This is a genomic window from Leifsonia xyli (assembly GCA_001647635.1).
In the GTDB taxonomy this organism is placed as follows: Bacteria; Actinomycetota; Actinomycetes; order Actinomycetales; family Microbacteriaceae; genus Leifsonia; species Leifsonia xyli_A.
In genome coordinates this window covers 2,207,744-2,229,290 of record CP014761.1, presented here as the reverse complement: position 1 = coordinate 2,229,290, position 21,547 = coordinate 2,207,744, and the positions used below count along the sequence as shown (strand labels likewise).

Here is a 21,547-nt window from a genome sequence, read left to right as displayed (position 1 = left end):
AGGGAGCCACCGTGGCCGTCGACCCCATCACCGGAGCCGATACCGCCTCCACGGGCGGCATCTACTCCACCGCACCCACGCGCACGCCGAAGCAGTCGCTCGACAGCGAGGCGTTCATGCAGCTGCTTGTGACGCAGCTGCGCAACCAGGACCCGAGCTCGCCGATGGACACCAACCAGATGATCTCGCAGACGACGCAGCTCGCCATGATGGAGAAGCTCACCAACATGGACACCACCGCGCAGGAGGGCTTCGCCCTGCAGATGCGGCAGGCCGCGGCGGCCCTCATCGGCCACACCGTGAGCTACCTCGACAAGAACGGCGACACCCAGACCGGCGTCGCCTCCTCCGTCTCGTACGCGGGATCCGTCCCGATCGTCAGCATCGGCGATCAGAAGATCGCGCTCGACGCCATCCTCGGCGTCGTCACCCCCGCAAGCACCCCGGCGCCGACACCCGCGCCGACCGCCTGATCCTCACGCTCTTCCTCACGAAAGGAACCACCCATGCTCCGCTCGCTCTACTCCGGAATCTCCGGCCTCCGCTCGCACCAGACCATGCTCGACGTCACCGGCAACAACATCGCCAACGTCAACACCACGGCGTTCAAGTCGTCGGCCGTGCAGTTCCAGGACACGCTGTCCCAGCTGGTCAAGGGCGCCGGCGGCGCACAGGCCGAGACCGGCGGCACCAACCCGGCCCAGATCGGTCTCGGCGTGCTGGTCGCCGGCATCTCGACCAACTTCACGCAGGGCGCCGCGCAGGCGACCGGTCGCTCGACCGACATGATGATCAACGGCGACGGCTTCTTCGTCATGAAGGTCGGCGGCGAGACCGTCTACACGCGCGCCGGTTCGCTCGACCCGGACTCCCTCGGCCGCCTGGTCGGCCCCGGGGGCGCCATCCTGCAGGGCTGGAACGCAGTGAACGGCGTCGTGCAGCAGGGCGGCGCGCTCAGCGACATCACCATCCCGTTGAAGGCGGTCACCCCCGCGTCGGCGACGACGACCGCCAACGTGACCGGCAACCTCCCGTCGGACGCCGCCAACGGCGACCAGCTGGTGCGCGACGTCTCGGTGTTCGACGCCAACGGCACCGCCCGCAAGCTCACCCTCACCTTCACGAAGACCGGCACCGGCTGGGATGTCGCGGGAACGGATGCTGCGGGAGCGACCGGCAACACGTCGCTCACCTTCACGAACGGCGTCCTCACCGGCGGCGGTGCGCTCACCGTCGGCGGCGTCGGCGTGAACCTCGGCTCGGTGACCGGCTACTCCGGCATCACCAGCGTCGCCTTCAAGGACCAGAACGGCCGCGCCGCGGGCACCCTGGAGTCCTTCACCTTGGACAAGGACGGCACCATCACCGGCCTGTTCTCGAACGGCGACAAGCAGGCCGTCGGCCGCATCGCGCTGGCGACCTTCGTCAACCCGGGCGGCCTCGAGAAGGCCGGCGGCTCGACCTACCGCGCGACCGTCAACTCCGGCGCCGCCCAGCTCGGCGGACCGGGCGAGGACGGCCTCGGCCAGCTCCAGGGCGGCTCGCTCGAGATGTCGAACGTCGACCTCTCGCAGGAGTTCACGAACCTGATCGTCGCGCAGCGCGGCTTCCAGGCGAACGCCCGCATCATCACCACCTCCGACGAGGTGCTGCAGGAGCTCACCAACCTCAAGCGCTGACCCGCCGAGGTGCAGCTTGTTGCGCTGCGACCCGGCGTGTCGACCGCAACAAGCTGCACTTCGCGAGGCTGGACGCTTGCGGGTTCTAGGCTCGGAGGGTGCCTATTCTGCGAGAGCTCACGCCGACGCTGCTCGGCGTGGCCCTGCTTGCGCTCGTGGCGGTCGGGGTTCTCGCCGCGTACCGCGTCCCGCACCGGTGGGCCCCGGCGCTGGCCATCCTGCGTGGCGCGGCGCAGCTCGCGATCATCAGCGTCATCCTCGCCGGGGTCATCACCGACCCGCTGTGGGTGGCGCTCGCGCTGCTCGTCATGTTCTCGGTCGCCGCATCCACCGCCACCCACCGGATCGGATGGTCGCGCGAGCACGCGCTCATGATGGCCACCGCGATGGCGACCGGCGTGATCGTGTCGTTCTCCGTCGTCTTCCTCACCGGCGCCATCGCCTTCAACGCGCGGTACGCCCTCGCGATCGGCGGCATCGTCATCGGCAACTCGATGAGCATCGCCACGCTGGCCGGTCGCCGGTTCACCGAGGCGGTCGGCGACCACTGGGACGAGGTGGAGGGCTGGCTCGCGCTGGGCGCGACGCCCCGGCAGTCGACGCTGGAACAGGCGCGCACCGCCGTGTACTCGGCGCTCATCCCGTCGGTGGACCAGACCAAGACGACCGGCCTCGTCACGCTGCCGGGCGCGTTCGTCGGCGCGATCTTCGGTGGTGTGTCGCCGCTGGAGGCCGGGCGGTTCCAGGTCGTCGTGCTCGCGGCGATCATGGCGGCCGGGGCGATCACCGCGGTGATCGTCTCCGCCTGGCTCGCGCCGGTGCGGGTCAAGCCCGCCGCGCTGCGCTGAGCTCCCGCCGAGGGACGCGCTTCCAACGTTGTAAAGTCAGGTGACGCACGCAAGAGGGGAGCATCCATGGCTGCGACGATGCACGACGTCAGCCGGCTCGCCGGCGTGTCGATCAAGACCGTGTCGAACGTCATCAACGACTACCCGTACGTCCGCGAGGAGACGCGCCGCAAGGTGCTCGACGCCATCGACACCCTCGGCTACACCCCGAACCTGTCGGCCCGCAGCCTGCGGTCGGGGAGGACCAACGTCATCTCGCTGATGATCCCCGACCTGCGCAATGCCTACTTCGCCGAGCTGGCCGACTCCGTCATGCGCGCAGCCGCGGAACGCGGGCTCGCTGTGCTGATCGAGCAGTTCGGCGACGACCGGCAGCATGAGATCGACGTGCTGCGGCAGCCGCGGGCGCGGATGGTCGACGGCGTGCTCTACAGCGTCCTCACCCTGGACCAGTCGGACGTGGACCTGATCGCCGAGCTGACCACGCCGGTCGTGCTCCTCGGCGACCGTGACCTTGGCGGTCCGCGCGATCACGTGACCATGCGCAACACCGAGGCCGCGCGCGCGGCGACGGAGCACCTCCTGAGGGCGGGCCGGCGGCGCATCGTCGCCCTCGGCGCTCACCCCGGCGAGGAGATCGGCTCGGCCGCGTTGCGCCTCCAAGGCTACCGCGAAGCGATCGAGGCGGCCGGCCTGCCGTACGACGAGTCGCTGGTCGTTCCGGTCGGCTCGTGGCATCGCCGCAACGGCGCCGAGGGGATGCGCGACTTCCTCGCCGCCGGAACGGACTTCGACGGCGTGGTGGCCTTCAACGACGCGATCGCCCTGGGCGCTTTGCGCGTGCTGCAGGAGCAGGGCAGGCGCATCCCGGAGGACGTCGCCGTCATCGGGTTCGACGACATCGACGAGACCCAGTACTCGATGCCGACCCTCTCGACGGTGGACCCGGGCCGAGAGGAGATCGCCCGCACGGCGGTCGACCTGCTGCTCCGACGCATCGAGGGCGCGCAGGAGGTGTTCGTGCCGGAGGAGATCGCCGTGCCGTTCCGCCTGGTCGAGCGCGAGTCCACCGGGGAGTGAGAAAAAGCATTTGACACGGTCACATCCGTCGCGCATCATGGTCTCTACAACGTTGTAGTACAACGTTGTAGACAAGGGTGTCACACACCGCGAAGGGAATCCAATGAAGAAGCTCCTTGCAGCGGGCGGCGTGATCGCGGTTGCGGTCGCGGCGCTCACCGGATGTTCCGGAGGCGGCGGCGCTGCAGCCGGCTGCCAGAACACGATCGTGAACTCCGACGCCAAACAGGTCACCATGTGGGCCTGGTATCCGAACTTCGAGCCGGTCGTCGACCAGTTCAACAAGACGCACAAGGACGTCCAGATCTGCTGGACGAACACCGGCGCGGGCAACGACGAGTACACGAAGTTCTCGACCGCCATCCAGGCCGGCTCCGGCGCTCCCGATGTCGTCATGCTCGAGAGCGAGGTCGTCCCCAGCTACATCGCCGACGGCTCCATCGTGAACCTCAGCAAGCTCGGCGCCGACAAGGTCAAGACGAACTACTCCGAGGGCGCCTGGAGCGACGTGAGCAACGGTGGCGACGCTTACGCCATCCCGGTCGACGGCGGCCCCGTGGGCCTGCTCTACCGCAAGGACCTCTTCGACAAGTACGGCCTGACCGTCCCGACCACGTGGGACGAGTACGCGGCCGACGCTGAGAAGATCAAGCAGGCGACCGGCGGCAAGACGCTGATGACCGACTTCCCGGGCAACGGGCGCGCCTACCAGACGGCGCTGTTCGCGCAGGCGGGCGCCGCCCCGTTCGAGCTGAGCGGCAAGCAGGACATCTCCATCGACCTGAACGACCAGGCCAGCCAGAAGGTTCTCACCTACTGGAACGACCTCGTCCAGAAGAAGGAGGTCGGCACGGAGGACTCGTCGACCACCGACTACAACACCCACCTCGTCAACGGCACGTACGCGTCCGTCATCGCCGCGGCCTGGCTCCCCGGCTACCTGCAGGGCTTCACCGGCGCCGACAAGACGGCGCAGTGGGCCGTCGCGCCGGTCCCGCAGTGGGACCCGGCAAACCCTGTGCAGATCAACATCGGCGGCTCCGCCTTCGCGGTGAGCAAGCAGGCGCAGGACCAGAAGGCGGCGGCGAAGGTCGCGACCGAGATCTTCGGCACGGAGGAGGCCTGGAAGATCGGCATCGAGAAGGCGGCGCTGTTCCCGCTCTGGAAGCCGATCCTCGAGTCCGACTACTTCACGACGAAGGCGTACCCGTTCTTCGGCGGCCAGCAGATCAACAAGGACGTCTTCCTCACCGCGGCCAAGGACTACAAGGGCTTCCAGTTCAGCCCGTTCCAGAACCTGGTCTACGACAAGCTGACCGACGCGGTGAACGCGACGAACAAGGGCAAGTCGAGCCCGGAGGCCGCACTCAAGACCTACCAGCAGGCGGTCGTGAGCTACGCCAAGCAGCAGGGCTACACCGTCAAGTAGCCGAGGGGATGCGGTGCCGCGCGCATCACGCCGGGCACCGCATCCCACCCGTTCCACCCGCTCCACTCTCCGAAGGGGTTCACCGATGACCCAGACCGCCGTCGCACCGCCGCGGCAGCGCACCGAGCGCGGCGCGCGCCCCGCTCGCCGCCGCGATATCGTCAGTCTCCGGCGCGCGCGCTGGGGCTGGGCGTTCACCGCCCCGTTCGCCGTCTTCCTGATCGCGTTCCTGCTGATCCCGCTCGTCTACGCGTTCGTGCTGAGCCTGCAGAACACGACGCTGGCCGGCGGCACCTCGTGGGTCGGCTTCGCCAACTACGTGAAGGCGTTCACCGATCCGCTCTTCCTCGACGGCGTCTGGCGGGTACTGTTGTTCGCCGTCATCATGATCCCGGCGCAGATGGTCGTCGCACTCATCGCGGCGCTGCTGATCGACGCGCTGACCACCCGGTTCGCCAAGATCTCGCGCCTCCTGATCTTCGTGCCGTACGCCGTGCCGGTCGTGATCGGCGCGCTGATGTGGGGCTTCCTCTACAGCCCGAGCTTCGGCCCGGCGCAGGAGCTCTTCGGGGCGATCGGACTCCAGGCGCCGAACTTCTTCTCGGACCAGAACGTCTTCGGGTCCCTGGTCAACATCGTGACCTGGCAGTGGGCCGGCTACTACATGATCATCATCTACGCGGCCCTCCAGGGCGTCGACCCGTCGATCTACGAGGCGGCGCGCGTGGACGGGGCCAACGCCTGGCAGATCGCGTTGCGGATCAAGATCCCGATGGTGGCGTCCTCGCTGCTCCTGGTGCTGGTCTTCGCGCTCATCGGAACGCTGCAGTTCTTCAACGAGCCGCAGATGCTCCGCGGGATGGCGTCCGGCTCCATCACCTCCAACTACACGCCGAACATCTACGCGTACACGGTCGCGTTCTCGTACCACCAGTTCAACTACGCCTCGGCGATAGCCTTCGCCCTCGGCCTGGTGATCTTCGTCGGGTCGTACGTGTTCATGTTCGCCACTCGCAAGAGAAGTGGACTCATGAAATGACCGCTCAGCTCGTCGACCCCGCTGCCGACACCCGCAGCATCCGCACCGGACGCCCTGCCCGCGCCCGCCGGGACGCGCCGGCGGGACGCCGCACCGGCCGCCAGGTCATCCCGCACATCATCCTGGCCGCGTTCATCGTCTACTTCGCTCTGCCGTTCTGGTGGCTGATCGTCGCCAGCACCAAGAGCCAGCAGACGCTGTTCGACGGCAAGACGAGCCCGCTGTGGTTCGGCGGGAACTTCGACCTGTTCGCGAACATCTCGTCGCTGTTCACCTACTCGGGCGGTCTGTACGCGCACTGGCTGGGCAATTCGTTCCTTTACGCGATCGCCGGGGGTGTCGGTGCGACCGTGCTGTCGGTGCTGGCCGGGTACGGCTTCTCCATGTACGGGTTCCGCGGCCGCAGGCTGTTCTTCGCCATCGTGCTCGGATCGGTGATGGTGCCGGCGACGGTGCTCGTCATCCCGCTGTTCGTGCTCATGAGCGGCGCGCACCTGACGAACACGATGTGGGCGGTCATCCTGCCGTCGATGCTCAATCCGTTCGCCGTCTACCTGATGAAGGTCTACACCGACGAGGCGATCCCGCCGGAGATGGTGGATGCCGCCCGCGTCGACGGCGCCGGCGAGATCCGGATCTTCGCCCGGGTCGCCCTGCCGTTGATGCGCCCGGCCGTCGTGACCGTGCTGCTGCTGTCGGTCGTCGGCACCTGGAACAACTTCTTCCTGCCGCTGGTGATGTTCTCGAATCCGCAGCTGTTCCCGGTGACGGTCGGCCTCGGCGCCCTGCAGGCGCAGGCCCAGGTGAACACCGGCGGCCAGTCGCTGTGGAACCTCGTCATCACCGGTGCGCTGATCTCGATCGTCCCGCTGATCGTCTCGTTCCTCACCCTCCAGCGTTACTGGCAGGGCGGGCTGTCGATCGGCAGCGTCAAGTGAGCATCCACCGTTCTTCACCCGTCGGAACCACGCACAACCAGGAGACCCATGTCTGACACCCGTATCGCCCTCGATCGCTCCGCGCGCGTCGCGCCCCTCAACCGCCGCATCTTCGGCTCGTTCGTCGAGCACCTCGGACGCTGCGTCTACGACGGCATCTACGAGCCCGGCCATCCGACCGCGAACGAGGACGGCTTCCGCCTCGACGTCGTCGAGCTCGTGCGCGAGCTCGGCTCCACGACCATCCGCTACCCGGGCGGCAACTTCGTCTCCGGCTTCCGGTGGGAGGACTCGGTCGGCCCGCGCGACCAGCGCCCGGTGCGCCGCGACCTGGCCTGGCACTCGCTGGAGTCGAACCAGGTCGGCCTCGACGAGTTCTCGCGCTGGCTGAAGCTGACCGGCTCGGAGCTGATGCTCGCCGTCAACCTCGGCACGCGCGGCATCCAGGCGGCCCTCGACCTCCTCGAATACGCCAACCACCCGTCCGGCACCGCGCTGAGCGACCAGCGCATCGCGAACGGGACGCCCGAGCCGCACGACATCCGGATGTGGTGCCTCGGCAACGAGATGGACGGCCCCTGGCAGACCGGCTACATGACCGCCGACGACTACGGCAAGCTCGCCGCCCGCACCGCCGCGGCGATGAAGATGGCCGACAAGGACCTCGAACTCGTGGTCTGCGGCTCGTCCGGCTCCGGGATGCCGACCTTCGGCGACTGGGAGCGCACCGTGCTCGAGCACTCGTACGACCACGTCGACTACATCTCCGCCCACGCCTACTACCAGGAGCGCGGCGGCGACCTCGGCTCGTTCCTCGCCTCGTCGGTGGACATGCAGTACTTCATCGACACCGTCGTCACCACGGCCGACCACGTGGGCAACAAGCTGAAGAAGAAGAAGCGCATCCAGATCTCGTTCGACGAGTGGAACATCTGGTACCTCGACGAGCACCAGGCCTCGGAGGAGGTCAACGACGAGTGGCGCTACGCGCCGCGCCAGCTGGAGGACGTCTACTCGGTCGCGGATGCGGTCGTGCTCGGCAACCTGATGATCACGCTGCTCAAGAACCACGACCGGGTGACCAGCGCTTCCCTCGCCCAGCTCGTCAACGTGATCGCGCCGATCATGACCGAGCCGGGCGGAGACGCCTGGCGCCAGACCACGTTCTTCCCGTTCTCGGTCACCAGTCGCCTTGCGGCCGGCGAGGTGCTGCGCCCGACGATCGCGACGGGCACGTACGAGACCGCGGTCTACGGCGAGGCGGACCTGGTGGACGCGGTCGCGACCTTCGACGAGGCGAGCGGCACGGCCGCGCTGTTCGTGGTCAACCGCAGCCTCACCGAGACGCAGACCGTGACCGTGGACGTGCGCGACCTCGGCGTCACGACCGTCCGCGAGGCGCAGTCGCTGTGGGATAACGACGTCTACGCGAAGAACACGCTGCAGGACCAGACCCGCGTCGGCCTTCGCCCGACCCCGCGGGCGGACCTCGTCGACGGCACCCTCACCCTCGAGCTGCCGCCCGTCTCCTGGACGGCCGTCTCCCTGGGTTGACGGTCCGCGCTCGCGAGGAACCGGGCGGTAAGGAGTCCGGCGAGGCGTCGGCCCAGGTGAAAGGCTGTCGGTCTCTCCTGTGAGAACTCTCATGAGCGCGCTAGCATTGAATCGTGCGTGACGCGGCTCACCACGGAAGGAGCCCGGTGAGGATCGCGAAGCGCGTGACGGCGGTGCTCGCCGCACTCGTGGCTGTCGGAGGGGGCGTCGGCGTCGCCGCGCCTGCAGCGACCGCGGCGACGGAGATCACGATCCGGGGAACGATCACGCTCGGCGACACCGGCCATGCCGCTGGGGCGGGGGAGGCGCGCGTCGGACTCGTCTACGTCAGTCCGCAGGCGAGCCCGACGAAGGTCGGGGTGCCGGTCCTCACGGATGCGAGCGGTCACTACGCCCTGACCACGCATGGCTCGAAGGGGATCGAAGAGTACGTCCTCCACGTGGAGTACCTCGGCTCGGGTGGCTTCTTGTCGGTGTACGGCAACCGCACCCAGTTCGTCGGACTCCCGGGTGAAGGAGACTGGCTGCCGGTCGAGCTCGGCGAGGACATCGTCTTCGACCAGACGCTCCCACGGCCGACCACCATCACCGGCAGGGTCGTGACCACAGCCGGCGTCGCCGCGAACGGACAGCTCGTGGCGACGCGCAGCGATGTCCAGCAGAACTACTCGCACGATCTGGACCAGTCGCCTTATGTGAAGACATCGTCGGACGGGACATACAGGATCACCGGCCTGCTCCCCGGAAGGTACAGCGTCTCGTTCGAAGGGTCCGGCGCGGTGTGGGATGGGGCAACCTGGAGCTTCCCGCCGTCCGCAACCCGACCGTTCCCCGTCGACACCCGCACGGGCGATGTCGCCGTCGCTGATCAGATCGCGTACGCGCTGGCCTCGGTATTCGGGCACTTCCGGTGTCCTTCGTGCGATGCGTCCGCGTACGAGATCGTCAAGTCCTACCTCATCCGGGTGGAGCCGGACGGCGGCCAGACGCTCCTGCAGTCGGGGGGCGAGTTCTTCGGCCAGAACGGCGACTACGGCTCCTACTACTTCACGGTATTCCCCGGCACGTACCGCGCTGCGGTCACGTTCCCCGGCGTGCCGGAGGCGGGAGCAATCCTTACTTCGCCGGTCACGTTGGACGAGGGCCAACAGCAAACCTGGCCCGATGACCTGAGTAATCCCACCACCGCACGGCTGGCCGGCTCCGATCGCTTCGACACGTCGGCGGTCATCTCGGCCAACACGCTCACTCCCACCTCGCGCTTCGATCCCGGACTCGACACGGTCTTCGTGGCAAGCGGCCTGAACTTTCCCGATGCCTTGTCGACGGTGCCCGTCGCCGCGTCCCTCTCCGCGCCTCTGCTCCTCGTGAAGGGGGACGAGGTCCCGGCCTCCGTTGCCGGCGAGCTGTCACGCCTGCACCCACGGCGGATCGTCGTGGTCGGTGGCCCGGCGATCATCTCGGACTCGGTCCTGCGGAGGCTTCGCGACTTCGTCGGTTCCCCCTCGGACGTCGTGCGTGTCGCGGGCGCTGACCGCTTTGCCACCTCGCGTGCCTTGACCGAGTTCGGCTTCCCGCACGGAACGGGCACGATGCTGCTCGCGTCGGCCTGGACCTTCCCGGACGCGCTCTCGGCCGGCGCGGCGGCATCCGCCAAGCGCGGGGGTGTGCTTCTGGTCGACGGTCGCCTTCGCTCGCCCGATGTCGAGACCGTCACACAGCTGAAGCGTTCGAGCGTCACGAGCGTCGAGATCGTCGGTGGCCCCGCCGCCATCTCCCCGGGATTCGCGGAAGGCCTGACAGCGGCGGGCTTCAGCGTCACTCGCGTCTCGGGCACTGATCGATTCGCCACCTCTGTGGCCGTCACCGACGATGCGTTCCCAGGGGTCCGCCTGGCTGCCGACGGCGCGATCGGCGCTCTTCACCTCTCGGAGACCGCCGTCGTCGCCTCGGGACTCAACTTCCCGGACGCACTCGCCGGCGCGGCGTTGGCGGGGAAGGTGGGGGCGCCCCTCCTGCTCGCCGCCACTGGGTGCGTTCCCCCGGACGCGCTCAGAGCGATGCAGGAGATCGGCGCACAACAGGCCATCGTCATCGGCGGGACGGCGACCCTGTCCGGAGCGATCGACCGCCTGGCGACTTGCCGCTGAAGGCGATCACGGCCGCTCAGCCCCTCTCGGCCGAGGCCGGGGCGGTGCCCGGCTCGGGCGACTGCAGCGCCTGCGGAATCAGCTTGCGGATCGCATCGGCCTGCGCCGACAGCACCACCACATCCACCCGCCGGTTCTGGGCGAGGTCGTTGTCGGTCGTGCCCGTGAAGCCGTCGACCGGGCGGGCCGAGCCGAAGCTGACCGCGGCGATACGGTTCTGCGGGAAGCCGTTCACCTCGACCAGGTGACGCAGGACGCTCGTCGCGCGTCCCGCCGACAGCTCCCAGTTGGTGGGATAGGGCGCCCCCGGCTGTCGGAGATCGGCGTGGCCCTCCACCGACACGTCGTACGACGCGGGCGCGAGCACCGGGCCGATGTCGTTGAGCACGGCGAGGGCGCGCGCGCTCAGTTCCGCGCGGTTCGAGTCGAAGAACGTGGAGTTGCCGACCAGGCCGATGGTCAGGCCGCGGGAGTCGATCTTCAGCTCCACCGCGTCCTGCAGCCCGTCGCGGGTGAGGGCGGCCTGGATCTGGTCCTTCAGGTGCTTCAGGTTCTGCGCCTCCTGCTGCGCGAGCGCGAACTCGGTCGACTTGCCCGACTCGTCGACGTGCTTGGGGGGCACGACGACGCCCTTCGCGGTGTCCACCTTCTGCGTCTTGACCTGCCCGAACCCCGTCGCGAGGGAGTCCTTGAGCTGCTCGAACTTCTTCGCGTCCACCGTCGACATGGCGAACAGCACGATGAACATGCACATGAGCACGGTGACCATGTCCATGTAGGAGGCCATCCAGCGCTCCTCGTTCTCGTGCTCCTCGGGCTCCTCGTGCTTCTTGCGACGGCGGGCGGCCATGTCAGGCGGCTTCCTCGACGGGATCCTTCGACCGGCGGGACGCCTTGGCGGGCTTGGCGCCGGCCTTCTCGGCGTCGCCGCCGGGGATCATCGCGCGCAGGCGCTCGCCGAGGAGGCGCGGCTGGCTTCCGGACTGCACGGCGAGCACGCCCTCCATCAGCAGGTTCATCCGCTCCACGTCCAGCTCCGAGAGCCGGCGCAGGCGCGCGCCCAGCGGAAGCCACAGGAAGTTGGCCGACAGGAGGCCCCACAGCGTCGCCACGAAGGCGCTCGCGATCATCGGGCCGAGCTCGCCCGGGTCGGCGAGGTTCTCGAGCACGTGGGTGAGCGAGACGACGGTTCCGATGATGCCGATGGTGGGGCGTAGCCGCCCATCGCGCTGAAGAACTTGGCCGCGACGCGGTCCTTCTTCGAGCGGGTCGCGATCTCGTCCTCCAGCAGCACGCGCAGCTCGTCGCCGTCGGTGCCGTCGGCGATGTTCTGCAGCGCGCGCTTGAGGAACGGGTCATCGACATTCTCCGCCTCCTGCTCCATGGCGAGAAGACCGTTGGCGCGCGCCTTCTCCGCGAGCCCGACGACCTGGTCGATGACCTGCTGCGGCGGCTCGATCTTGCCGCGGAAGGCGCGGGGGAGCGACTTCACCGCGGTCAGGAAGTCCTTGATCGTTCCGCTCGCGATCCCGACGGCGATGGTCGCCCCGAAGACGAGCACCATGGGGGCGGGGAGGAGGAGCGAGCTGAGATGCGCGCCCTCCATCGTCACCATCGCGACGACGGCGCCGAACGCGAGGACGATGCCGATGATGGTTGCCGGGTCCATTACTTCTTCCTTGCTCGGAGGGGGACGGCGCGGGCCTCGGGATGAGCCTGAACCGCTTCGTCGTCTTCCAGACCGGTCAGCGTCACGAGTCCCAACGGCGGCGCGGGCACGGGACGCGGGCCGGCGGCGGGGAGGTCGTGGGCGAGTGCGATCACACGCGCCCGGTACGCGGCGATCTTCTCGATCACTTCGGACATGGACTCGGTGACGATGAACTTCGCCCCGTCGACCATGACGAGAGTGGTGTCCGGACTGGCGTGGATGCGCTCGATGAGGTCGGGGTTGACCGCGAACTGGGTGTCGTTCAATCGGGTGACGACGATCATGGGCGCGAATCCTGGTCTCGGCTCCGGGTGAGCCGTCACAAGTCCACTATCGGCGCGCCGCGGTCGGTCGTTAGGGGGACCGAGTATCCTCGCGCGACCGCTAACGGGACGGCCGCACCTGCCGATAGACCCATCCGTGACCATCCTGCAGGCCCCCGCGCCGGACGCCCCCGAGGCGCCCGTCTACGACTTCCGGCGGCCGACCACGCTCGCGCGCGAGCACTCGCGGGTGCTGGAGCTGGCGTTCGAGACGTTCGCGCGGCAGTGGGGCACGCAGCTGACCGCCAAGGTCCGCGTCCTCAGCCAGGTCGAGTGCGACACCGTGCAGATGCAGACGTACGACGAGTACGCGGCGTCGCTGCCGGCCACGACCGCCATGGTGCTGTGCGAGCTGGAGGGCATCGTACCGAAGGCGGTCATCCAGTTCCCGACCATCGCCGCGCTCTCGTGGGTGAACGCGATGCTCGGCGGACAGGGCACGCCCGTGGACCACGAGCGCACGTTCACCCAGATCGAGCACGCGCTGGTGCGGCGGCTGATGGACGACGCGCTGGAGGACCTGCATTACTCGCTCGGCTCCCTGCTGACGACCGCGATCGGCGTGGACGCCATCCAGTACAACTCGCAGTTCGCGCAGGCAGCGGCAACCAACGAGCTGATGATCGTCGCCGGCTTCGAACTCCGCGTGGGCGAGAACACGGCGCGCGCGACCGTCGCGCTCCCGGCCGTGGCCCTGTTGCCGCAGCTCGGCGAGACCAACCCGACCCACAGCACAGAGAACGCCCGGGAGCTGGTCGACGCACAGCTCGCGCACGTCCCGGTGGAGGTGGCCCTGCGGCTCGCCCCCGCGACCGTACGCCCCAGCGTGGTGCTGGGCCTGTCGGTGGGCGACCTCCTGCCGCTGCCCCATCCGCAGCACCGACCCTTCGACCTCACCGTCGGCGGACAGACCGTCGCCTCGGCCGGCCTCGGCTCGAGCGGCTCCCGTCTCGCCTGCGTGATCATCGACACAGAGGACTGAACCATGAGCATGACCAGCATCGCCAACGCCTCCGGACTCTCCCTCGGGCAGGCACAGGCCGCCGCCGAGGCGCTCGCCCGCGTGCTCCCGACGGGCACGCCGCTGACGCCGCTCATCGCGCAGGGGGCGGATGTGCCCGTCGGCGTGCAGGCGGTCGTGGCGACCTTCGTCGGCGCCGTCTCGGCCGACCTCGCGGTGGTGCTGCTCGAGGTGCCGCACCTCGTCGACGAGGGCGCGGACGGCTCGCCGGTCGTGGCGCTTCAGGATGTGCTCCAGCCGGCCCTCGAGGCGGCGAGCGACACCCTCGGCGCCGGCGTGCTGGACGACGCACGCGCGGAGGACGCCGCCGCCCTGTTCGCCGACCCGGCGACGACGGTCTTCGCCCTGTCCGGCGGCGCCGGGGTCGCGGGATGGTTCGCGGTCCACGGCCGTGCCTCCGTCTCCGAGCGCCCGGGCGGCGGCGCCCTCGGCGGCAAGCTGGCGCGCATCAGCAACGTGGAGATGGCGCTCACGGTCGAGATCGGCCGGACGCGCATGGCGGTCCGCGACGTGCTCGCGATGGAGCCCGGCGCGGTCATCGAGCTGGACCGCTCCGCCGGCTCGCCCGCGGACGTCCTCCTCAACGGCCGCCTGATCGCGCACGGCGAGATCGTGGTCATCGACCAGGACTACGCGGTGCGGATCACGAAGATCCTCGACACCGCCGAAGACCTGGACTGACCCGGTTCAGCGCAGCGGCGTCCATCCGGGTGGCAGCGGTCCGTCGAGGCCCGCGCGCTCCGCGTCCGCGGCCGCCGACCATCCCTGGGCCGCGCCCTCCGCGTCGAAGCCACCGCGCGCCAACCGCACACCCACATCCGGATGCTGCGCGCGCGGAGGGCCGCCGCGACGGACGGAGGCCCGGACGCTCCAGGCGTCGTCGGCGAAGCCGCCGCCGCGGAACACGCGGTAGTCGCCGTAGCGTCCGGGGTCGAGGAGGTCCCAGCACCACTCCCAGACGTTGCCGAGCGTGTCGAACAGGCCGTTCAGGTTGGGCAGGCGGAGTCCGACGTCCGCCGGCGCGCTGAGTCCGTCCGCGCTCGTCCAGGCGACCTCGGGCAGCGGGCCGTAGTGGGGACCGGTCGAGCCCGCGCGGCAGGCGAACTCCCACTCGGCCTCGGTCGGCAGGCGATAGCCGTCCGCGTCCACGTGCCAGGTGACGTCCTCGCCGTCGAACGTGTAGGCGGGATCGAGTCCCTCCCACTCCGACGCCGCATTGCAGAGTCGGATGGCGCGCTGCCAGCTGATGCCGGTCGCCGGGCGGCGCGTTCGGGTCGACGGCTCGCCGATCAGCTCGGCGACCTCGGCCTCCGTCACGGCGAAGACCCCGAGCTCGAACGGCTCCAGCTCGACGGTCCAGCGCCGCTTGCGCCGGGCGTCGTGCAGTTGCACGGTGCCCGCCGGGATGCGCGCCAGCTCGATGTCCACCTCTCCAGCCTGTCACGGTTCTCCCATCTCCCGTGAAGTGCAGGTAGTTGCGGACGACGCGCCGGAGCGATGCGCGACAAGCTGCACTTCGCGTGTGGGAACGCGCTAACGGCACGGGCGCACCGGCCGATAGAGGGCTTCGTGGAGACCCTGTTCATCGCCCTGCGCGTGCTCGTCGTGCTCGGCGTGATGGTGGCGCTGCTGTGGTTCGTGCAGCGTCGCGTCACCAAGGGGCGCACCTCCGCGCGGAGGCGCCGCGGCAACGCGGTGACCGTCGTCGGGCGGCAGGGTGTCGGGCCGAAGGCGTCGGTGGTCGTCGTGGATGTGGACGGCAACCGGTTCGTGCTCGGCGTGACCGAGCGCCAGGTGTCCGTGCTCCACACCTCCGACCGTCCGCAGGATGCGGACGTCACCCCGCTCGTCCGCGTGCCCGAGGCCGCGGCCGAGGTGCAGACCGAGGCCCGCACCGGGACGGACGACGCACCCGCGATCACCGCGAGCAGCAGCACCAGCACCACCACGACCACCAGGCAGGATGCCGACTTCCTCACGGCGCAGGGACGCGCCTCGCTCTTCGACGAGGCACTCAAAGGCTCGATCCTGTCCCCGGCCACCTGGCGGCAGGCGAGTTCGGCGGTGCGGCACAAGAAGTGACGGCGGGAACGGGGAGGCTTCCCCGTCTGGCCGTCGCCGGCGCGCTCGTGGCCGTGGTCGCCGTCGCGATCGTGCTGCTCGGCGCGAACGCCGCCCACGCCGTCCCCACGCCCGTCCCGACTCCGTCCGGCCCGGCCGGTCCCGGGGGCACCGGCGGCATCACGGTCGACATCAACGGCCCGAACGGCACGCCCAACGCGGCCATCCTCACCCTCGTCGGAATCACCGTCCTGTCGGTGGCGCCGGCGCTGCTGCTGATGATGTCGTCGTTCACCAAGATCTTCGTGGTGCTCGCGATCACCCGGAACGCGCTCGCGCTTCCGTCCATCCCGCCCAACCAGGTGCTCGCCGGCCTCGCCCTGTTCCTGAGCCTGTTCATCATGAGCCCGGTGCTGGTGGACATCAACAACTCGGCCGTGCAGCCCTACCTGGCCGGCCACATCGACTTCACCGGCGCGGTGCACGCCGCCGAGGGACCGCTCCGGCACTTCATGGCGGCGCACACCCGCGAGGAGGACATCGCGCTCATGACGCGCGCCGCCGGTCGCCCGAACCCGGAGAACGTCAACAGCGTCCCGATGCTCACGCTCATCCCGGCGTTCATGATCTCGGAGCTGCGCGCCGCGTTCATCATCGGCTTCGTCATCTTCGTGCCGTTCCTCGTCATCGACATGGTGGTGTCCGCGGCGCTGATGTCGATGGGCATGATGATGCTTCCGCCGGTGATGATCTCGCTGCCGTTCAAGATCCTGCTCTTCGTGCTGGTCGACGGCTGGGGGCTCATCATCCAGAGCCTGATCACGAGTTACGGGAGCAGCGGATGAACCCGTCCGCCGTCCTCGACATCGCCATGCAGGGACTCATGGTCACCGCGAAGCTGGCCGCGCCGATCGTCGTCACGGCGCTGGTCGTCGGCTTCGCGATCTCGCTCGTGCAGTCGATCACGCAGATCCAGGAGGTCACGCTCTCGTTCGTGCCGAAGGCCGCGGCGGTCGCGGTGGCGCTCATCATCTGCGGCCAGTGGATGATCTCCGAGCTGGTCTCCTTCACGCACGTGCTGTTCGACAAGATCCCCCTGCTCCTGGGCGGTGGGTGATGAACATCCCCATCGACATCGCGGCCATCGAGGCCGTGGCGCTCGCGTCGCTGCGGATGGTGGCGTTCCTCGTCATCGCGCCGCCCTTCTCGTACAACGGGTTCCCGGCTCAAGTGAAGGGGATGCTCGCGATCGGCCTCGCGATCGCGGTCGCGCCCCGCGTCGGCTCCGGCTACCACTCGGGCGACACGGGGGCGTTCCTGCTGGACCTCGTGCGCGAGCTCGCGGTCGGGGCGACCCTCGGGTTCCTCGTCTTCCTCGTGTTCGCGGCCATCCAGTCGGCGGGCAGCTTCATCGACCTGTTCGGCGGGTTCCAGCTCGCGCAGGCGTTCGACCCGCAGGCCATGATCAACGGCGCGCAGTTCACCCGGATGTTCCAGCTCACCGCGCTCGCGCTGCTGTTCGCATCGGGCGGCTACCAGCTCATCATCGGCGGACTCGTGCGGTCGTTCGACGCCATCCCGCTCGCCTCCGCGCTCAGCATGGCCGACCCGGCGAAGGAGATGGTGAACGGGGTCACCCAGATGTTCCTCGCGGCGCTGCAGATCGCCGGGCCCCTGATCGTCGTCCTGTTCCTGGCGGATGTCGGCCTCGGCCTCCTCACCCGCGTGGCGCCCGCGCTCAACGCGTTCTCGCTCGGCTTCCCACTCAAGATCATGCTGACCGTCGTGCTCTCGGCGATCGTGTTCGTCGCGCTGCCCGGCGTCGTCTCGGGGCTCACCGACACCGCCGTCAAGACCATGCTGGGGGTGGGCCGATGAGCGACGCGCAGGAACGCACCGAGAAGGCGACCGACAAGCGGATGAAGGAGGCCCGCTCCAAGGGCCGTCTCTCCAAGTCGATGGACCTCACCGCCTGGGTCGGCGTCGGCGCCGCGGCGGTCATGCTCCCGTTCACGTTGCAGCAGGGGACCACTGCGGCGATCGACCAGCTGTTCTCGGTGCGCTCGGTGATCGAGAGCCCGGACCCCGCCAAGGCGGTCGCCGCCCTCGGAGACGGCTTCGGCAGCATCATGGCGACCATCGGACCGCTGCTCGCCGTGGGTGCGCTCGCGGTGGTGGGCGCGGCGGCGGTGCAGGGCGGCATCCACTTCAAGAAGCTCGAGGGCAAGTACGAGCAGTTCAACCTGGTCCAGGGGCTCAGCCGGGTGTTCGGGATGCGCGCGCTCTGGGAGGGCGCGAAGACACTGCTCAAGTCGGCGGTGGTCGCGGTCGGGCTGTACCTCGTCGTGCAGGGCCTGATGCCGGTGCTGCTGACCTCCGGCTCCATGCCGCTCGCGTCGCTGCTGTCCGCCGCCTCCGGCGGCACCGCGGGGCTGTTGCAGGCGGCGGTGGGCGCCGGACTCGTGCTGGCCGGGCTCGACGTGCTCGTCGTGATGCGCCGCAACCGCAAGCACACGCGCATGAGCAAGCAGGAAGTCCGCGACGAGAACAAGAACACCGAGGGCGACCCGCTGGTGCGCTCGCAGCGGCGCTCCCGCCAGCTGGCGATGAGCCGCAACCGCATGATCGCCGCGATCGGAGGCTCGGATGTCGTGCTCGTGAACCCGACCCACATCGCCGTCGCCGTGAAGTACGAGCCGGGCAAGTCGGCGCCGCGCGTCGTCGCGAAGGGCGCGGGCGCGATCGCGCTGCGCATCCGCGAGAAGGCGGAGGAGGAGCGCGTGCCGATCGTCAAGGACATCCCGCTCGCGCGGGCGCTGCACGCCGGCTGCGAGATCGGGGACGAGATCCCCGTCGAGCTCTACAACGCCGTGGCGCGGGTGCTCGCCTTCGTGATGTCGCTCAAGAAGCGCGGCTCGTCCGCCGGAATCCACACCATGCGTCCCCAGCTGGGAGGGCTGTCGTGAAGCAGAACAAGGGTCTCGCCGCGAAGATCGCGGTGCCGATCGGCGTCGTCGGCATCATCATGCTGCTGGTCGTGCCGGTGCCCGCCTGGATCCTCGACCTCCTCATCATCGTCAACATCATGCTGGCGCTGGTCATCCTGCTCACCACGATGTTCGTCAAGAAGCCGCTCGACTTCTCCGTCTTCCCGTCGCTGCTCCTCGTGGCGACGCTGTTCCGACTGGGGCTCAACGTCGCGTCCACGCGCCTGGTGCTGGGGGACGGATTCGCCGGTCAGGTCATCCAGGCGTTCGGTCATGTCGCCGTGGGCGGGTCGATCATCATCGGCGCGGTGGTGTTCCTCATCCTCGTCGTCATCCAGTTCATCGTGGTCACCAAGGGCGCCGAGCGCGTGGCCGAGGTCGGGGCGCGGTTCACCCTCGACGCCATGCCGGGCAAGCAGATGGCGATCGACGCCGACCTGAACGCCGGCCTTATCACCGAGGAGCAGGCCCGCGCCCGCCGCGCCGAGGTGTCGGCCGAGGCTGACTTCTACGGCGCGATGGACGGCGCCTCGAAGTTCGTCAAGGGCGACGCGATCGCGGGCATCCTGATCATCATCATCAACGTGGTCGGCGGCATCGCGATCGGCATGATCCAGCGCGGCATGGACATCGCCGACGCGGTCAGCCACTACACGCTGCTGACCATCGGCGACGGCCTGGTGTCCCAGATCCCGGCGCTGCTCATGGCGGTCTCGACCGGCATGATCGTGACCCGGTCCAACGCCGAGTCCGAGATGGGCACGACCGCCAGCAACCAGCTCAGCCAGTCGCGCAACGCACTGATGATCGCGGGATGCGCCGCGATCGTGCTCGCGCTCATCCCCGGCATGCCGCCCATCCCGTTCGTGCTCGTCGGGGCGTTCCTCATCCTCGCCTCGCAGCGGATCAAGACCGCGCAGGCCGCCCAGAAGAAGGCGGAGGCCGCGAAGAACGCGGTGGCCAGCGCCACCAAGAACGAGACGACGGAAGACCTCATCGAGCAGATGCGCGTCCACGCCCTCGAGATCACGCTGGCGCCGGACCTGGTCGACATCGTGAGCGGTGCGTCGGACGACCTGCTCGCCCGAGTGCGGGCGCTGCGGCGGAAGATCGCGCTGGAGCTCGGCATCATCGTCCCGCCGGTGCGCACCCGCGACAGCGCCGAGCTGCCGCCGGCGACCTACGTCATCAAGATCGCGGGCGTGGAGGCCGGACGCGGCCAGGCGCCGTCCGGCCGCGTGCTCGCCCTCGGCGACGCACTCGACAACCTGCCGGGTACGCCCACGGTGGAGCCGGTGTTCGGGCTGCCCGCGAAATGGATTCCCTCGGAGATGCGGCACAGCGCCGAACTCGGCGGCGCGACGGTCATCGACCGCGTCTCGGTGCTCATCACGCACCTGTCGTCGATCATCACGTCGAACGCCGGACGCCTGCTCACCCGAGAAGACGTCCGCCTGCTCACCGAGGGCGTCAAGCAGGTGAACCCGCCCGCGGTGGAGGAGCTCGTCCCGAACCTGCTCTCGCTCGCCGAGGTGCAACGGGTGCTGCAGGGGCTGCTCGCGGAGCAGGTGCCGATCAACGACCTGCCGCGCATCCTCGAGGCGCTCACCCTGCGGGCGAAGCTGTCGAACGACCCGGAGGGGCTCGTGGAGGCGGCGCGGTCGGCGCTCGGGCCCGCGGTCGTCGCGCCGCACCTCGACGCCGGGACGCTGCGTGTCATCATGATCGACCCGGGGCTGGAGCAGTCGATGCTCGAGGGGCTGCGGCCGTCCGAGAACGGCACCCAGATCGTGCTCGACCCCGTGCGGCTGGAGGCGGTGCTGGCATCCATCCGCGACACGGCCGGGCGGCTCGACGACGCCGGGGTGACGGCGGTGCTGGTGTGCGCGCCGGCGCTGCGTCCGGCGATCCGGCGGCTCGTCGCGGGGCAGATCGCGGGACTCGCGGTGCTGTCGTACCAGGAGGTGACGGCCGTGCAGGCGGCGATCGAGACCGTGGGGGTGGTCCGCGGTGCGGAGTCGATCGCGGCCTGAGTGGCTGGGCGGCGGCGCCGAGGAGGAGGTGCTGCCGGCGGTGTCGACGTCGTCGCTGGCGTTCCAGGCGGTGCTGGACGACCTCGTGCGTGCGGTCGACGCGCCTGAACTGGCGGTGACAGTCCCGTCCACTCCCTTCACCTCGGCTGGTGGTGAGCCGTGGCTCGAATCCGAGCCGGGCGGCGACCAGCTGTCACCACTCGATCAGGTGGTCCCCGACGTGCCCCGCCCGGTTGGCCCGCCGCCGGCCCGCCTCCGGGGTCGCGGCGACCTCACCCTGGTCGTCGGCCTCGGCGGCGACGTGCACGAGGCCGCGCGCATCCTCGCTGCCTCCGCCGACGCGAACGCCGAGGTGCAGGCCGTCGCCGACCGGCGCGACGCCCTCGCCGCCCGGGCGGACGGCGTCCGCCGCGAGATCCCGATCGTCGCCGCGTTCCCCCTCGCGGGCCCCGCGTCCGTCCCCGACGTGGCGGCCGATCTCGCCGCGACCGCCCCGGATCAGGTCTGGGTCGTGGTCGATGTCTCGCGCAAGCACGACGACACCGCGCTCTGGGTGGAGGCGGTGGATGCGGTGCTCGCGGTGGACGCGATCGTCGCCACCGGAGCCTCCCTCACCGTCTCCCCCGACTCCGTCCACGCTCTCGGTCTGCCCGTCCTCTGGCTGGAGGCGCCGCCCGCCGGATAGGCTGGGACG

The 21,547-nt window shown here is 69.4% G+C and carries 21 protein-coding genes and 1 pseudogene; 18 read left to right on the top strand and 4 right to left on the bottom strand.

The window, feature by feature from the left end; all coding sequences use genetic code 11:
- The first annotated feature begins 11 nt into the window (after positions 1 to 11).
- The 9 genes from A0130_10925 to A0130_10885 all read left to right on the top strand — a co-directional run bounded on the left by A0130_10925 (position 12) and on the right by A0130_10885 (position 10,717).
- Positions 12 to 473 (top strand): flagellar hook capping protein, encoded by a 462-nt coding sequence (locus tag A0130_10925; protein ANF32119.1) that lies wholly within the window; start codon positions 12 to 14, stop codon positions 471 to 473.
- A gap of 33 nt (positions 474 to 506) precedes the next feature.
- Positions 507 to 1,679, top strand: a complete 1,173-nt coding sequence (locus A0130_10920; protein ID ANF32118.1) for a flagellar hook protein — start codon at positions 507 to 509, stop codon at positions 1,677 to 1,679.
- Positions 1,680 to 1,777: 98 nt separating this feature from the next.
- On the top strand, positions 1,778 to 2,527 hold the full coding sequence (locus A0130_10915) for a hypothetical protein (protein ANF32117.1): 750 nt from the start codon (positions 1,778 to 1,780) through the stop codon (positions 2,525 to 2,527).
- 66 nt (positions 2,528 to 2,593) lie between these two features.
- Positions 2,594 to 3,607: a LacI family transcriptional regulator gene (locus A0130_10910; GenBank protein ANF32116.1), complete on the top strand. Its 1,014-nt coding sequence runs from the start codon at positions 2,594 to 2,596 to the stop codon at positions 3,605 to 3,607.
- 103 nt (positions 3,608 to 3,710) lie between these two features.
- On the top strand, positions 3,711 to 5,036 hold the full coding sequence (locus tag A0130_10905) for a hypothetical protein (protein ANF32115.1): 1,326 nt from the start codon (positions 3,711 to 3,713) through the stop codon (positions 5,034 to 5,036).
- 85 nt (positions 5,037 to 5,121) lie between these two features.
- Positions 5,122 to 6,075 carry an ABC transporter permease gene (locus A0130_10900; GenBank protein ID ANF32114.1) on the top strand — a complete coding sequence of 318 codons (954 nt, stop codon included), beginning with the start codon at positions 5,122 to 5,124 and terminating at the stop codon, positions 6,073 to 6,075.
- Positions 6,072 to 7,013 carry an ABC transporter permease gene (locus tag A0130_10895; GenBank protein ANF32113.1) on the top strand — a complete coding sequence of 314 codons (942 nt, stop codon included), beginning with the start codon at positions 6,072 to 6,074 and terminating at the stop codon, positions 7,011 to 7,013. Before A0130_10900 ends, A0130_10895 begins: the two co-directional genes overlap by 4 nt.
- Before the next feature lie 48 nt (positions 7,014 to 7,061).
- On the top strand, positions 7,062 to 8,567 hold the full coding sequence (locus tag A0130_10890) for an alpha-L-arabinofuranosidase (protein ID ANF32112.1): 1,506 nt from the start codon (positions 7,062 to 7,064) through the stop codon (positions 8,565 to 8,567).
- Between the two features lie 146 nt (positions 8,568 to 8,713).
- Entirely contained in the window at positions 8,714 to 10,717 is a 2,004-nt protein-coding gene (locus tag A0130_10885) for a hypothetical protein (GenBank protein ID ANF32111.1), read from the top strand.
- Between the two features lie 16 nt (positions 10,718 to 10,733).
- On the opposite strand, the gene A0130_10880 is transcribed toward A0130_10885, so the two are convergent.
- The 3 genes and pseudogenes from A0130_10880 to A0130_10870 form a co-directional block, all read right to left on the bottom strand.
- The gene (locus A0130_10880; protein ID ANF32110.1) at positions 10,734 to 11,567 is read right to left on the bottom strand and encodes a hypothetical protein; all 834 of its coding nucleotides are present in this window, start codon (positions 11,565 to 11,567) and stop codon (positions 10,734 to 10,736) included.
- A gap of 1 nt (position 11,568) precedes the next feature.
- A pseudogene (locus A0130_10875) lies at positions 11,569 to 12,386 on the bottom strand (flagellar motor protein MotA).
- A complete protein-coding gene (locus tag A0130_10870) occupies positions 12,386 to 12,712 on the bottom strand; it encodes a hypothetical protein (protein ANF32109.1) in 327 nt (108 codons plus the stop codon). The pseudogene A0130_10875 and the gene A0130_10870 overlap by 1 nt, the downstream one beginning before the upstream one ends.
- Before the next feature lie 136 nt (positions 12,713 to 12,848).
- Here A0130_10870 and A0130_10865 point away from each other — a divergent pair, with 136 nt between their 5' ends.
- Both A0130_10865 and A0130_10860 read left to right on the top strand, forming a co-directional pair.
- A complete protein-coding gene (locus A0130_10865) occupies positions 12,849 to 13,733 on the top strand; it encodes a hypothetical protein (protein ID ANF32108.1) in 885 nt (294 codons plus the stop codon).
- Between the two features lie 3 nt (positions 13,734 to 13,736).
- Positions 13,737 to 14,453, top strand: coding sequence for a flagellar motor switch protein FliN (locus A0130_10860; protein ID ANF32107.1), 717 nt, complete (start codon positions 13,737 to 13,739; stop codon positions 14,451 to 14,453).
- A gap of 6 nt (positions 14,454 to 14,459) precedes the next feature.
- On the opposite strand, the gene A0130_10855 is transcribed toward A0130_10860, so the two are convergent.
- Positions 14,460 to 15,200: a sulfatase-modifying factor protein gene (locus A0130_10855; GenBank protein ID ANF32106.1), complete on the bottom strand. Its 741-nt coding sequence runs from the start codon at positions 15,198 to 15,200 to the stop codon at positions 14,460 to 14,462.
- 141 nt (positions 15,201 to 15,341) lie between these two features.
- On the opposite strand from A0130_10855, the gene A0130_10850 reads away from it, so the two are divergent.
- The 7 genes from A0130_10850 to A0130_10820 are packed head-to-tail and all read left to right on the top strand — an operon-like array spanning position 15,342 to position 21,538.
- Complete coding sequence (locus A0130_10850) at positions 15,342 to 15,854, top strand: flagellar biosynthetic protein FliO (protein ANF32105.1); 513 nt, start codon at positions 15,342 to 15,344, stop codon at positions 15,852 to 15,854.
- Complete coding sequence (locus A0130_10845; GenBank protein ANF32104.1) at positions 15,851 to 16,678, top strand: EscR/YscR/HrcR family type III secretion system export apparatus protein; 828 nt, start codon at positions 15,851 to 15,853, stop codon at positions 16,676 to 16,678. Before A0130_10850 ends, A0130_10845 begins: the two co-directional genes overlap by 4 nt.
- Positions 16,675 to 16,950, top strand: a complete 276-nt coding sequence (fliQ, locus tag A0130_10840; GenBank protein ID ANF32103.1) for a flagellar biosynthetic protein FliQ — start codon at positions 16,675 to 16,677, stop codon at positions 16,948 to 16,950. Before A0130_10845 ends, fliQ begins: the two co-directional genes overlap by 4 nt.
- Complete coding sequence (locus A0130_10835) at positions 16,950 to 17,711, top strand: flagellar biosynthetic protein FliR (GenBank protein ANF32102.1); 762 nt, start codon at positions 16,950 to 16,952, stop codon at positions 17,709 to 17,711. The genes fliQ and A0130_10835 overlap by 1 nt, the downstream gene beginning before the upstream one ends.
- Complete coding sequence (locus A0130_10830) at positions 17,708 to 18,799, top strand: type III secretion protein (protein ANF32101.1); 1,092 nt, start codon at positions 17,708 to 17,710, stop codon at positions 18,797 to 18,799. The genes A0130_10835 and A0130_10830 overlap by 4 nt, the downstream gene beginning before the upstream one ends.
- Positions 18,796 to 20,853 carry an EscV/YscV/HrcV family type III secretion system export apparatus protein gene (gene flhA, locus A0130_10825; protein ID ANF32100.1) on the top strand — a complete coding sequence of 686 codons (2,058 nt, stop codon included), beginning with the start codon at positions 18,796 to 18,798 and terminating at the stop codon, positions 20,851 to 20,853. Before A0130_10830 ends, flhA begins: the two co-directional genes overlap by 4 nt.
- Positions 20,831 to 21,538, top strand: a complete 708-nt coding sequence (locus tag A0130_10820; protein ID ANF32099.1) for a hypothetical protein — start codon at positions 20,831 to 20,833, stop codon at positions 21,536 to 21,538. The genes flhA and A0130_10820 overlap by 23 nt, the downstream gene beginning before the upstream one ends.
- Positions 21,539 to 21,547: the final 9 nt, after the last annotated feature.